Source organism: Actinomadura sp. KC216 (assembly GCF_004348535.1).
Lineage (GTDB): Bacteria > Actinomycetota > Actinomycetes > Streptosporangiales > Streptosporangiaceae > Spirillospora.
Genome location: NZ_SMJX01000059.1, coordinates 22,484 through 35,924 on the forward strand (window position 1 = coordinate 22,484; position 13,441 = coordinate 35,924).

11 protein-coding genes are annotated in these 13,441 nt (G+C 70.5%); 6 read left to right on the forward strand and 5 right to left on the reverse strand.

From position 1 onward, the window contains the following. Positions 1-461: 461 nt before the first annotated feature. The 3 genes from E1264_RS13215 to E1264_RS13225 all read left to right on the forward strand — a co-directional run bounded on the left by E1264_RS13215 (position 462) and on the right by E1264_RS13225 (position 3,746). A complete protein-coding gene (locus tag E1264_RS13215; RefSeq protein ID WP_132173105.1) occupies positions 462-2,006 on the forward strand; it encodes a BBE domain-containing protein in 1,545 nt (514 codons plus the stop codon). Between the two features lie 69 nt (positions 2,007-2,075). Continuing rightward, on the forward strand, positions 2,076-2,327 hold the full coding sequence (locus tag E1264_RS13220; RefSeq protein WP_132173107.1) for a hypothetical protein: 252 nt from the start codon (positions 2,076-2,078) through the stop codon (positions 2,325-2,327). Between the two features lie 951 nt (positions 2,328-3,278). Next, on the forward strand, positions 3,279-3,746 hold the full coding sequence (locus E1264_RS13225; RefSeq protein ID WP_132173109.1) for a hypothetical protein: 468 nt from the start codon (positions 3,279-3,281) through the stop codon (positions 3,744-3,746). 569 nt (positions 3,747-4,315) lie between these two features. On the opposite strand, the gene E1264_RS13230 is transcribed toward E1264_RS13225, so the two are convergent. After that, a complete protein-coding gene (locus E1264_RS13230; protein ID WP_165964155.1) occupies positions 4,316-5,167 on the reverse strand; it encodes a sugar phosphate isomerase/epimerase family protein in 852 nt (283 codons plus the stop codon). Positions 5,168-5,244: 77 nt separating this feature from the next. Between E1264_RS13230 and E1264_RS13235 the strand changes: the two genes are divergently transcribed. Continuing rightward, positions 5,245-6,252, forward strand: coding sequence for an NAD(P)-dependent oxidoreductase (locus E1264_RS13235; RefSeq protein WP_132173113.1), 1,008 nt, complete (start codon positions 5,245-5,247; stop codon positions 6,250-6,252). Then, positions 6,249-7,109 carry a LysR family transcriptional regulator gene (locus E1264_RS13240; RefSeq protein ID WP_132173115.1) on the forward strand — a complete coding sequence of 287 codons (861 nt, stop codon included), beginning with the start codon at positions 6,249-6,251 and terminating at the stop codon, positions 7,107-7,109. The genes E1264_RS13235 and E1264_RS13240 overlap by 4 nt, the downstream gene beginning before the upstream one ends. 14 nt (positions 7,110-7,123) lie before the next feature. On the opposite strand, the gene E1264_RS13245 is transcribed toward E1264_RS13240, so the two are convergent. Genes E1264_RS13245 through E1264_RS13260 form a run of 4 tightly spaced genes read right to left on the reverse strand, consistent with a single transcriptional unit; the run spans position 7,124 to position 12,138 of the window. Next, positions 7,124-8,233, reverse strand: a complete 1,110-nt coding sequence (locus tag E1264_RS13245) for an Ldh family oxidoreductase (protein ID WP_132173117.1) — start codon at positions 8,231-8,233, stop codon at positions 7,124-7,126. Further along, complete coding sequence (locus E1264_RS13250) at positions 8,230-9,402, reverse strand: ABC transporter ATP-binding protein (protein ID WP_132173119.1); 1,173 nt, start codon at positions 9,400-9,402, stop codon at positions 8,230-8,232. The genes E1264_RS13245 and E1264_RS13250 overlap by 4 nt, the downstream gene beginning before the upstream one ends. Continuing rightward, a complete protein-coding gene (locus tag E1264_RS13255) occupies positions 9,399-11,138 on the reverse strand; it encodes an iron ABC transporter permease (RefSeq protein WP_132173121.1) in 1,740 nt (579 codons plus the stop codon). The genes E1264_RS13250 and E1264_RS13255 overlap by 4 nt, the downstream gene beginning before the upstream one ends. Position 11,139: 1 nt before the next feature. Then, on the reverse strand, positions 11,140-12,138 hold the full coding sequence (locus E1264_RS13260) for an extracellular solute-binding protein (protein ID WP_165964156.1): 999 nt from the start codon (positions 12,136-12,138) through the stop codon (positions 11,140-11,142). Positions 12,139-12,435: 297 nt separating this feature from the next. Here E1264_RS13260 and E1264_RS13265 point away from each other — a divergent pair, with 297 nt between their 5' ends. Continuing rightward, the gene (locus tag E1264_RS13265; RefSeq protein ID WP_132173125.1) at positions 12,436-13,437 is read left to right on the forward strand and encodes a LysR family transcriptional regulator; all 1,002 of its coding nucleotides are present in this window, start codon (positions 12,436-12,438) and stop codon (positions 13,435-13,437) included. The last annotated feature ends 4 nt before the right edge of the window (positions 13,438-13,441 follow it).

The window sequence follows — 13,441 nt, forward strand, 5'->3', positions numbered from 1 at the left end:
CACCGGCGGGTGCCCCTGTGACGGGACCTCGACCGGTGCGGGAAATGCCCCGGGGCGGCGATGATCTCGTCTGGAACATTCTGGGGGAGGCGTGGCCGGCGATCGTCTCGCTCCGAGCGCCGCTCGAGGTGAGGCGGCTGCGCTGTCGCTGGTCTCTCGTCCCGGCTAGTACGGCTAAGGCCGTGCTTCGCCTACTCGACATCCGGGCTGGCGATAGTCAGGAGGCCGGACGGGCTCGGCATCACCGCCTGGCATGGAACCCCTGCCGGTGAAGCACGGCCGGGCCGCGCCGGTTGACCCCGCACAGCGCCACCCGCTGACCGTTTCCAAGGACGGCTGCGGCGCAGAGACCTGGGGTGTTTCCGTAGGGTCATGATGGGAAACCGAGAGTAGTCGAGGAGAGCCGCGTTCCTGCGAGGCCGCTCGGCGCCGAGGCATGGTTCCCTGCGGAGGTGGTGTCGATGACCTCGAATTCGCCCCAGCCGTCCCCGATCGTGCGGCCTGGTGACAAGCGGTACCCGGCGCTGAGCCGCGGGTTCAACCAGCGATGGATAGCCGAACCCGAATACGTCCGGCTGGTGCGATCCCCAGAGGAGGCCCGGGACGCGCTGGCCGAGGCCGTGCGGCAGCCGCCGAAGGACCCCGCGCGCACGCGGATCACCGTCCGGTCCGGTGGGCACTGCTACGAGAACTTCGTCTGCGGGGCCGACGTCCGGGTCATCCTCGATATGTCGCCGATGTGCGGGATGTACTACGACCAGGGCATGGACGCCTACTGTGTGGAGTCGGGCGCCGGTAACTGGCATGCCTACAGCCACCTGTACCCGATGAGCGGGAGAGCGCTTCCGGGAGGGTCCTGCTACTCGGTGGGCCTGGGCGGCCACATCACGGGCGGTGGATACGGGCTTCTGTCGCGGCAGTTCGGGCTCACCGTGGACTACCTCTACGCGGTCGAGGTCGCCGTGGTGAAACCGGACCGCACCACCGAACTGGTCGTGGCGAGACGCGACGACGGCGACCCCGACCGCAGAGCGCTTTGGTGGGCGCACACCGGCGGCGGGGGCGGCAACTTCGGCGTCATCACCAGATTCTGGTTCAGGGACCTGCCCGAGCCGCCCAGCATGGTGCTCCTCACCGGCCTCGCCTGGGACTGGAAGGACGTCGCCAAGGACGATTTCGTCCACCTGCTGACCGCATTCGGGACGTACTTCCGCGACCACCAGGACCCTTCCACGGCGGCCGGGAAGCTTTTCGGGATTCTGGTCCTCAACCACGTCTGCAATGGCCAGATCGGGCTCTTCGCGCAGGTGGACGTCGACGATCCCGGCGGTCCGGCGGCCATGAAGGAGTTCCTGGAAAGGGTTGACGGCGGCATCGGCGCCACGGCGACGGCGATGCGGACATCGATGGGGGAGCGTCCGACCGTCGCTCATATGCAGATTCCGAGGGTCATGCCGTGGCTGACCGCCACCCAGACCCTGGACAGCAGCGGCGAGGACCAGTGTGGAAAATACAAGTCCGCCTATATTCGTAAACCCTTCGACCCCACGCAGATCGACGCGATGTGGTCGTTCCTCGGCAAAGAGAGATTCACCAGCTACGCCAACAAGCAGTCCGTCATCCAGATTGATTCCTACGGTGGCGCGATCAACCGTCCGCCGCGCGACACGGCGGCGCGGCAGCGCGACTCCATCATGAAAATGCAGTACCAGGTCTACTGGACGAAGAACGACCCGGCAGAATCCGAATACCTGTCCTGGATCCGCGAGACCTACAGGGCGACGTTCGCCGCGACCGGCGGCGTCCCGATGGTGGGCGGCGGCGTCACCGACGGCTGCTACATCAACTATCCGGACGTCGACCTGGGCGATCCGCAATGGAATCGCTCGAACCAGCCGTGGTCCACCCTCTACTACAAGGACGCCTATCCTTCGCTGCAACGAGTGAAGAAGCGCTGGGACCCGCTCGACGTCTTCCGCAACGCCCAGTCGATCCGGCCCGCCTGACCCTCGCGGCGGCCTTCCGGCAACCGACGACGCGCACGCGGAAGGCGTGGCCGATCTCCGGTCGTCACGTTGGGCGTGCTGCCCGCCCGCCGGATGACCCCGGTCGAGGCGGTCGGTTGCCGGGGCCCCCAACTCGCCGGCGAGATCCTCGGCGCGTTCCTCGCCGAGGTCGTCCCGACCGCGCTGTTCGTGTTCGCCGTCCTGGCGATGACGAGCGAGGCCGCCCTGCACCCTTGCAAGGCAGGTCATCCACGGATGAACACGTGCCGGAATCAAACAACTCCGGAGTGCTGGACGGGACGAGATACCTGGATGAGGTGAACCGCGGACGCTCGGGCGCCGTGACCTGAATATGGCAGGCGGGCGGACGCGCGGTGGAAAGCGACGCAAGGGGGAGTGGGCCGGCATGGTCGACCTCGTCGTCGACACTCCGCCCAAGTTCTTCAGGCACCGGCAACGAGGGCTGCTCCGACCACTGCCTCTCGTCCGGCCAGTCGCCGCTGTGCAACGGCACCCAGACCGCCCGTTTCCGGCTCACCGTCGCCGTGCGCTGGCGCCTCCTCGGCTGGGGCGAGGCGGCCGGCGTCGGCCGAGACCCCGCTCCGGCGTTCCCGCCACCCCTACTCACGGTCGAGACAATCAGCCCAGAAAGGTTAATGCCCATGCACCCGATCCGCATGATGTCCGCTGTCACCATACTGATGGCGCCTTTCGCGATTATCGGCACCAGCTCCGCAGGTTCGGCGTCCGCCGAACACAGTGACGCGCGACCGCCGATAGAGCAGATCATGGCTTCCTTCCGCGACCAGTGGGGGCGGGTCACCTTCCCGAAGACCGGCGTCGTCGGATGGTTACCCGATTCCAGTTGGACCAGACGATCGCAGTTCGGATTCGACCCTGGCACGGACGAGACCAACGCCGAGCCGAAGCCTCAAACGCCCAGAGAGGACATCACCTACGACATTCTCCAGCGCACCATCAACGGCACTGACACCGCGCCGCCGCCCCAACGCGAGGTGGAGCACCAAATCGTCCAAGACATCAAGTTGGAGGACGGACACCACGTGGTGAACCGCTTCCCGGTGTTTCTCGGCACCCGGGCTTCGTTCACCTTCTACCACACCTCTACCCGCTCCCCCCCTGCGGGGCGAGTTCGAATACACCTGCCGGATCTTTCCCAAGGCCGGGGCGGAGTTCCTGCTGTGCAGGGTCATCACACCGGAGCGCGGTATCGACTACCAGATCAACATCGTAAAAGGAACCGACCAGCGCATGCTCCCGACGACCGAGGAGGTGCTGAACGCGTTCCGCGACCAGTGGGGCAGGGCCACCTTTCCACGGCTGACCGTCACGAACTGGGCGCCGCACGAGACCTGGCCACGGCTGGCGGTCTACCCGCTCGGCGAGGGCCAGACCGAGTTCACCACGGTGCCGCAGCCGCAGCCCACGTCCAAGCCGCAGGTCGTCACGGTCTTCAACCGGAAGGTCGTGGGCCGCGACGAATATCAGGTCATCGAGGACACCGCCGAGCCGGACGGCACGCATTCCCTCAATAGTTTTCCGGTCTTCAGCGGAGGGCCCGACTGGTTCGTCTTCTACAACTCGGTCGCTCGCAACGTCCCGGTGCCCGGCGAATACCAGGAAACCTGCCGGACCCTGCCGTACCAAGGCCAGGAGTTCCTCGCCTGCCGCACCATCACCCCAAGCAGAACCATTATCTATGAGCTGCACAGGAGGTAGCCCTCGACCAAGCAGCAGGGCGCTCGGCCCTTGCGACGATCAAGGTTCTAGCAGGTCGAACCCTGAGGATCGCCCAGCCTGACAGAGCCTGCCGTTCATGATCGTCTCACGGGACATCTCACAGCGGAACGCGCCCCGAACCCACCCGATCATGCCGCAGATCCCGCGGCACGGCCGACGGCCGGACGTGAAAGCGGCGGCCATGGGCTTGAGCGTCTCCAGCCGCTCTCCCAACTGCCCGCCGGGTCAGGAGCGAGCGGGATGCGCCGGGCAACGTCGGTCTGGACATCCGGCTGCCGGCCCGCCCGATATGAGGCGGGCCGGCAGCCGGCAGGACGGCCGGGAGCACGTGGCCCGCCGGGATGGCCATGCCGACGCTCACGTGGCCGCCGCGGGGTAGGGAGGCAGTCGTCCGTACGCGCAGGGAACCGTCTGCCCTCGATCCGGAACGCTGGAGCCGGCCCGCCCCGGTGCCCCCCGCTTGCTGGTGGACGCCATGACCGGCGCCCACCTGGTCACCCTGACCGACCCGCAGCCGATGCCGGTTACGCATGCCACGGTGGGACGGTTCATGTTCCTTTCCCGATGGACTGGGACGCACCATTTGCTGCGTCGAGCAGCCGTTGGCGGGACAGGCCCAGTGTGGCCAGGGGATCGTCGCCGCCGCGCACTTCGAGAACGTACCGGCCCTGGTAGTTGATGGTCTCGTAGGCGCCGAGCGTGGCGGCCCAGTCGACGATGCCGTCGCCCGGGACCAGGTGGGGGTCGCGGCCGATGGCGTCGCTGTCGTGGACGTGCGTGGTGGCGAGCCGGGCGCCGGCCTGGACGATCTCGGCGGCTAGGTCGGCGCCCACCCGGCCGTTGAAGACGGCATGGCCGGTGTCGACGCAGATGCCCGCGCCGATGGTCATGCGATCCAGGGCCTCCGTGAGCTCTTGCACGGTGCGGAGCGTGGGGCCGCGCATGGTGTGCATGTTCTCCAGGGTGAGGCGGATGCCGCGCCGTTCGGCCTGCGCGGCGATGGCGTCGGCGGCGCGGACGAACCGGTCGGCGGCCTGGCCGGCGCGGTCGGCCGGATCGGGGAACAGCACGGGGTGCGCCACGGCGAGCCGGGCGCCGAGGGCGGCCGCGTGGTCGAGGGTGCGGGTGCAGAGCCGGATCCAGGCGGCGGCGCGCTCGTCGGCCGGCCGGTCCGGCAGGACGCCGTCGAACGGCAGGTGAACCGATCGGACCGTGAGCGGGCTGCGGCGCAGCCAGCCGGCGACCGCCTCGACGTCGGGCTCGACCCGCGGGTCGAGGTGGCGCCCCTCGGCCCAGATCTCCACTTCGGTGAAACCCGCGCGGAGCAGCGTGTCCAGCGCCGTGAGCAGGTCTTGATCCGCGCAACTCCATGTCGTGCCGGCCAGCGATGCCTCGTCCACGCCTTCTCCCTTGACTCTGCGCCGCCTATGATTGAGGATCATAATCGATGTTGAATCTTCCTTAAAAGAGGTAATCGATGGACTCCTACGCGTGCGAGCCGCTGGTCGTGGTCACGCACTGGGTGCACCCCGAGGTCATCGAGGCGCTGGAGCGCTTCTGCAAGTGCGCGGCCCCGACCGAGCGTGACGTCCTGCCACGCGCCGAGGTACGGACGCGGCTGGGCGGCGCGGCCGGAGTGGTGGTGTGCATGGCCGACCACGTCGACGAGGAGTTCCTGGACGCGGGGCCCGGCCTGCGCATCGTGAGCGCGACGCTGAAGGGCTACGACAACATCGACGTCGACGCCTGCACCCGGCGGGGGATCTGGGTGACGATCCTGCCGGACCACCTCACGGCGCCCGCGGCAGAGCTCACCATGGCCCTGATCCTCGGGCTGCTGCGCCGGGTGGGCGAGGGGGACGGGCACGTGCGCGGCGGCCGGTACGCGGGGTGGCGGCCGCGCCTGTACGGCGCCACCCTCCAGGACTCCACGGTCGGCGTCATCGGAATGGGAAAGGTCGGGCGGGCGCTGGCGGCCCGGCTCAAGGGCTTCGGCACGCGCATCCTCTACAGCGACACCGCCCCGCTGCCCCCGGGGACCGAGAGCGACCTCGGGGCGCGGCGCGTCGAGCTCGCGGAGCTGCTCGCCGCGAGCGACATCGTCGTGCCGCTCGTACCGCTGACCCCCTCGACCCGAGGGCTGCTCGACGCCGCGGCGCTCGCCCGGATGCCCGCCGGGGCCTACCTGGTCAACGTGGGACGTGGCTCGGTCGTCGATGAGCTCGCCGTGGCGCGCGCGCTGGACTCCGGACGGCTGGCCGGATACGCGGCGGACGTGTTCGCGATGGAGGACTGGGCGCTGCCCGACCGCCCGCGGGAGATCCCCCGTGCGCTGCTCGACCATCCGCGCACCTTGTTCACGCCGCACCTGGGCACTGCCGTCGACGGGGTCCGCAGGAAGATGTCGCTGGCGGCCGTGCGGCAGGTTCGGGAGGCGCTGGCGGGCCGGCGGCCCGAGTACGCGATCAACGAGGTCCAGGCGTGAACCTCGACCATCTCGCCAGCTACCTCGCGGTGCTGCGCACGGGAAGCTTTCACGCCGCCGCGAGGGAGCGCGGCCTGTCGCAGGCGAGCGTCTCACTGCACGTCCGCGCCCTGGAGAACCGGTACGGCACCGCGCTGATCGTCCGCGACCGCTCCGGCTGCCGGCCCGTGCCCGGCACGGACGAGTTCGTCCACTACGCCGGGCTGCTCCTCGATCTGGCCGACCGCGCGGGACGCGCACTGGCCCGGCCGCAGCTGGTCGTGGGCGCTTCGTCCAATATCGGGACGTACCTGATCCAGCCGATCTTCAAGAGCTTCGCCGCCGAGCACGCCGGGTTCGAGACCCGGCTGGTGATCGGCGCCAACGCGGCCATGCCCGACCGGCTCGCCGCCGGCGGGATCGACATCGCGCTCATGGAGTGGTGGGACCATCGGCCGGGTTTCCAGGCGGAGCGGTGGCGCACCGAGGAGGTCGTGGTGATCGTGGGCGCCGACCACCCGTGGCGGTCCCGGAGCGCCGTCGCGGTCGGCGAGCTGGCCGGCCAGCCGATTCTCGGCGGCGAGCCGCGCACCGGCACCGGCACCCTGCTGCGCGAGCGGCTCGGCCCGGCCGCCGAGGACCTCCGCGTCGCCATGGACCTCGGCAGCACCGAGGCGGTCAAGCAGGCCGTGCGCCACGGGCTCGGCATCTCCCTCGTCCTGGCCGGGGCCGTTCGGGACGAGGTCCGCGCCGGTGTTCTGCACGCCCTGCGCATCGAGGGCACGCCCCTGCACAAGCCGCTGTGGAGCGTCATCCGGCGGGACGAACCTCCCTCCAGCCCCGGCCGCCGCTTCGCGGAGCGGCTCGCCACCGGGTGACGCCTCACGCGCCTTCACGGGCGCCCATGCCGCCGTCGCGTCGGCTCCGCCAGCTCCCTCAACTCGTCGAGGAGGCGGGGGTCCACCTCCACACCGGAGACGAGCCTGGCGGTGCGGGTCCGCCTTTCCACCTCTCCGGGCAGCAGGATCTCCGCGACTCCGGGCCGCGTCCGCGCTGACCTCAGGTCTTCCATGAGCCGTCCCGCGCCGTCGAGGAACACGCCGTCTCCGGCGAGGGCCTCGGGTCGCGCGGCCACCAGGAGGTCTCCCTTGTTGCTGGGCCGCCGCATGTCGAAGGTGCCCGACACCTCACTGCCCACGCCGCCGCCGGTCAGCGCGCCGGTGAGCAGGTCGACGGCCACGGCCAGGCAGTAGCCCTTGGCACCGGCCATGGCCTGCAGCGCGCCGTCGAGCGCGGCGGCCGGGTCGGTGGTGTCCGCGCCGTCGGCGTCCACCGCCCAGCCGGGCGGGATGGACTCGCCCCGGCGCTGCGCGACCATGATCTTCCCGCGCGCGGCGACCGACGTGGACATGTCGACCAGGATCGGCTCGGCGCCGGTCGGGAAGCCGAGGGCCAGCGCGTTGGTGCCCAGCTTGCGCTCGGCGCCGCCGTATGGGGCCATCGCGGGTTCGCTGTTGGTCAGCACCAGGCCGATCATGCCCGCGACGGCGATCCGCTCCGCGTAGTAGCCGATCATGCCGAGGTGCGAGGCGCCGCGCATGCCGACGACGCCCAGGCCGTGCTCGGCCGCCCGCCGCACGGCCCGATCGGCGGCCACGACGCCGGCGACCGGGCCCAGGCTCCGCCGACCGTCGAGCAGCACGGCGGCGCCGCCGTCCCGCACCGTCTCGACGCACGCCACGGGCCGGATCGCCCCGAGCCCGAGCCCCTCGCAGATCCTTGGCAGCCTGGCGACCCCGTGCGAATCGTGTCCCCGCAGGTTCGCCTCGACGAGCACGTCCGCCACGAGGGCCGCGTCATCGCCTGGCACGCCGTGCCCGCCCAGCACGGCCGTCGCGAGCCGGCGGAGACGCTCGGCGGAGACCCGCTCACCGGTCCCGCCAGCGTCACCGGTCCCGTCAGCGTCACCGGCCCGGGAACGGCCGCTCGCCCGGCCGGTCACGCGCCCACCGCCGGGGCGCCGGGGGGGAACATCAGCGCGGCGGCCGCGTCGAAGGTCACGGTGACCTCGTCTCCGGGGGCCAGATCGCCGCTCCGGCCGACGCCGGCGCGCGCCAGCAGGCGTGTCCCGCCGACGGCGATGACGTAGTCGTGATGGGTCCCGAGATACGCCCGGGTCTCCACCGTCCCCGCCAATGCGGGACGTCCGTCGGGCGGTGGGGCGCCGCCGGCCGGCTCCACCGTGACGTCCTGCGGGCGAACGCACAGGATGCCGCGGCCGTCGACCAGCCGGTCCATCGCCGCCGGGGCCGCCGCGAACCGGACCGGCAGCCCGGTCAGCTCGACCTCCGCTCCGTCCAGCCGGACCTCCAGATGGTTGTACCGGCCGAGGAACCGGGCGACCTCGATCGACGCGGGGGAGCCGTACACCTCGAGCGGGGTGCCCTCCTGGAGGATCCCGCCGTCCCGCATCACGGCGATGCGGTCGGAGAGCACCAGCGCCTCCTCCTGGTTGTGGGTCACGTAGACGGCGGTGAAGCCGAGCTCCTGGTGCAGGCGCTTCAGCTCCAGCCGCAGCTCCTCCTGGAGCCGGGCGTCGAGGTTGCTCAGCGGCTCGTCGAACAGCAGCGCCCGCGGCTCGCCCGCCAGCGCCCGGGCCAGCGCGACCCGCTGCTGCTGGCCGCCGGAGAGCTGGTGCGGGTAGCGATCGGCGTGGTCGGCGAGCCGGACGAGTTCCAGGCTCTGCATGGCGCGCTCGCGCCAGCCCGACCGGCCCCGGGTACGGGGCCCGTAGCCGACGTTCTGCACCACCGTCATGTGCGGCCACAGGGCGTACGACTGGAACACCATGCCGAGGCCGCGGCGCTCGGGCGGCACGACCAGCCGGTCGCTCCGGGAGAACACGCGGGTGTCGCCGATCCAGATCTCGCCCGCGGTCGCGTCCTCCAGCCCGGCGATCACGTTCAGGGTGGTCGACTTGCCGCAGCCGCTCGGACCGAGCAGCGTGAAGAAGCAGCCTGCCGGCACGTCCAGGTCGAGATCGGCCATGACCACCGTGTCGTGGAACCGCTTGCCGACGCCGCGCAGCCGGATGCCGACCGCCGCCCCTCCGCCGCCGGCTCCGCCTCCGCCGCGCCGGGCCCTGCGGGAGAACCGCTCAGTGATCGTCATTTCGTCCTCCGCGTCTTGTCTCTGCCGCCGAAGCCCTGCATCACCAGGGTCAAGATGATCGCCACCACCGCCAGGACCAGGTTCAGGGCGACGCCCTGCTGGACCTCGCCGTCGCGGAACAGCACGATGGCCAGCACCGGCGCCACCTCGTGCCCCGGCGACCACAGCAGCGTGCTGGCGCTGACCTCCTTGAGCACTGATACGAACACCAGGACCCACGCACCGGCGAGCGCCGCCGTGGTCAGCCTGGCTCCGATCCCGAACGTGGCGCGCGGCCAGCTCGCCCCGAACACCCGGGAGGCGTGCTCGAAACGCTCGTCGACCTGCGCGAGCGCCGCGTTCTCCGTCCGGTAGGCGACCGGCAGGAACCGCAGCACGTACGCCAGGAGCAGGATCGTGTACGTGGCCACCAGCGGCAGCAACGAGTCGCGCCGGAAGGTGAGCACCAGCCCGATCGCCAGCACCACGCCGGGGACCACGTACGGGACGAACACCAGCGTGTCGATCAGCCGTCCCGACCGCCCGCCCCGGCGGATCGCCAGGTGCGCGCAGAGGAAGCCGAGCGCGGCCGCGCAGAACCCGGCGAGCGCGCCCAGCACGACGACGTTGACGATCGCGTGGCGGGTGCGGTCGGACTTCCACAGCACGTCGGCGAAGTGGTGCGCGGTCCAGTTGTCCGGCCCCAGCCCGCGGCCCCAGACGTCGGTCAGCGCGATCAGCACCCCGGTGGCCAGCGGCAGCGCGATCAGGGCGAGCAGCACGCCGCCCGCCAGCACGCTGACCGGCGTGCGCGCCCTGCCCAGGGCGACGAACCGGCGGGCGGCCAGCGCGCCGGCCCGCACCGTGACGAAGTTCCGGTCGCGCAGCATCCGGCGCGCGCCGATCAGCGTCGTGTACGTCACGCAGCACAGGACGAGCGCCATCGCCGAGGCGAGCGCCACATTGATCGGGAAGACGGTGAGCTGGCTGTAGATCTCGGTGGTGAGCACCCGGTAGCCGACCGGGCCGGCGAGCAGCAGCGGCGTCCCGAACTCGGCGACGCTCGCGGCGAACACCAGCAGAGCCGCGTTCACCAGCGCCGGACGCACCAGAGGAAGGCTCACCGAACGGAACTCGCGCCGCGCCGACGCCCCGTGCACCCTGGCCGCTCCCGGCAGGTCGGCCCCCAGCCCCGCCCACGCGGTCGCGAGGGCCGTGACGGCCAGCGGGAACAGGTGGAAGGACTGCACCACCACCAGCGCGCCCATCCCGTAGACCGGAACGCCGAAGGAGGTGCCCACGAGCTGCTCCAGCACGCCGTTGGAGATGAACAGGTTCACCCAGACCATCGCCAGGAACGGCGCGGGAAGCGCGTAGGGAACCAGCATCAGCGCGGTGAGCGTCCGCCGCGGCCGGATGTCGGTGCACGCGAGGAGGAACGCCAGCGGCGCGCTGATCAGCAACGACAGCACGGTGACCAGTGACGCGACGACGAGCGTGTTGACGATCGGCCGCACGTAGTAGCCGCTGAACAGCGCACGCAGCGCCTCCGTGGTGAACTCGCCGTCATCGACGACGCTCCTGGTCAGCACAGTGGTCAGCGGGACGAACAGGAAGAGGGCGAGGAACCCGAGGCAGCCGGCCTGGACCAGGACGGGCCAGGTGGCGACGCGGGCGGCCAGACGAGCCGGTGCGGAGCGGCGTGGCGGGCCTCCGGGTCCGAGTTCGCGGTCCGCGCGAGAGATCGTGGTGCTCATGTCATCCCCCCGACAGGCCGGTGACCTCGTGCCAGCGGCGTTGGATCTCGTTGCGGGACTCGGGCTTCATGATCCAATCGGTGTGCAGGCGCATCGCGGGAAGCCGCGCCAGCGGCAGGAGGCCCTGGGGCGTGGGCGCGTCCAGGCGCGGCGAGTAGTTGCCGTCCTTGACGAGAATGCGCGCCACCTCCGGGGACATGAGATAGCGGAAGAAGGTGCGGGCCGCACCCGGATGGGGGGCCTCGGCGAGCACCGAGGCCGCCGACGGGACGATGATCCCGCCCTCCCGGGGAACCGCGATGCGGGTCGAGCCCTTCGGGTGCAGCGGGTACTGCTTGGTGTAGTTGGAGAGGGTGTATCCGATCCCCGCCTGCCGGGCGGCCACCATGCGCGCCGAGTCGGTGACGTAGTTGGTGAAGCCGGCCCCGCCGTGCGCCAGCCGCCGCCAGTAGCCCCACCCGAACCGCCGGTCGGGCACGGTGGCGGAGATCAGGGTCGCCATGGTGCCGGCCACGACCGGCGACGGCATCACGGTCAGCGGAGCGTAGCGGGGGTCGAGGAGGTCGAACCACGACCCGGGCGGCGCCAGCCCCCGCGAGCGCAGGGCCTCGACGTTGTACCAGAGGGCGCCCACCGCGATCCGCGGCGCCGCCCAGCGGCCCCGCGGGTCGTAGTAGCCCTTGCGCATCTCCGCGAACTGCGGCAGGGGCACCTCGGCGAACGCGCCGTCCCGGGCGAGGACCTCGGTCACCGCGGGGTCGGCGAGGACGACCACGTCGCCGCCCAGCGAGCCGGACTCGCTCTCGGTCTGGATGCGCGCCCCGAGCTCGAGCGTTTCGCCCAGCACGTAGGTCGCCCGGACGTCCGGATGCGCGCGGTTGAAGGCGTCGACCACCTGCCGCGTGGTCGACTGCGGCCAGGACGTGTAGAAGACGACGCGCCCGGCGTCTCGGTCGGCGGAGGCGGTGGTGCACGCCGTGGACAGAAACAAGAATGGCACCAACAAACGGGACAGGGCTTTTCGGGTGGTTTTCTTGCATGGCACAGGCGCGCTCCTCTCGGCGCTCCCCGCTGAACAGTTGCCCTCGGTGAGGCGTGTCACGAAGGTGTGCGGTCACGATAGCGGCATGGCATCAGAGTTTGAAATAGAAAATCCCGAAGCATACTTCGTGTTGGCCGATCGCCACGCGGGATCCGGGGCGAGGACGTTCTTTCCAAGCCGTTCCCCGATTACTTCCAGATTGCTACGATAACGGTAGTTCGCCGTCCGTCAGGTCACGGTCCCCGGAGGGGTGTCTTGAAGAGCTACGTCCAGCAGGCAGCGGGAGGGCATCTCGATCTTGTCGCCCTCCACCTGCGCGTCTTCCATGCCGCCGCCCGTCTGGGCAGTTTTCGCAAAGCGGCTGAGGAGCTGTACCTTTCGCAGCCGACGGTGTCATTCCACATCCAGCATCTTGAGCGCGCCCTCGGCATACCACTGTTCACCCGCTCCCACCGAAAGGTCACGCTGACGCCCGCGGGCATGCTGCTCTATGACCACTCCACCGACGTCCTGGCCGCCACCGAGAGCCTGGCGGCACGGCTGGGCGAGCTCACCGGGAAATTCCACGGGCGGCTGGCGATCGGCTTGACGAATCTGATGAGCTCGTACGTGCTCCCGCGCATCATCGGCGCCTTTCTCGCCCAGCACAAGGACGTGAAGGTCGTCTGGAATGTCGCCGGCAGCGGAGCGGTGCTGAAGTCGTTGCTCGACGGCGAGGTCGACATCGGGATCGTGGCCGAGCCGATCGACCGCGGCGACCTGGTCGCCGAGGAGTTCTTCCGCGACCACCACGTCGTGGTCGCGCCGCCCCGGCACCGCTGGTGCCTGGAAGAGCGGAAGATCGCGCTGAACGATCTGCTGGAAGAGCCGCTCATCGTGCAGGAGCCCGGATCGTGCACCTACACCGGCCTCGCCTCCTACCTGGACGCCAACGGGCTGTCGCTCTCCTCGTGCAACGTCGTCCTCGAAGTGAACAACTCCGAGTCGGTGAAGGCGCTGGTCGAGGCCGGGCTCGGGATCGCGGTCCTGCCGCGCACCTCGGTCGTCACCGAGTTCCGCGCGGGCACGCTGAGCGAACTGCGGATCGAGGGCGACCCCATCGAGCACGTGTTCTCGGTGGTCTACCACCGCAACAAGCCGCTCAAGGGCGTGGCGAAGGCCTTTCTCGACTTCCTCCACCTCCGTGGCCCCGGCGAGACGGCTGAGACGGCCGACCCGGGGGAGACGGCCGACGACGCCGTCCCCATGAGAGCCTGAGCAC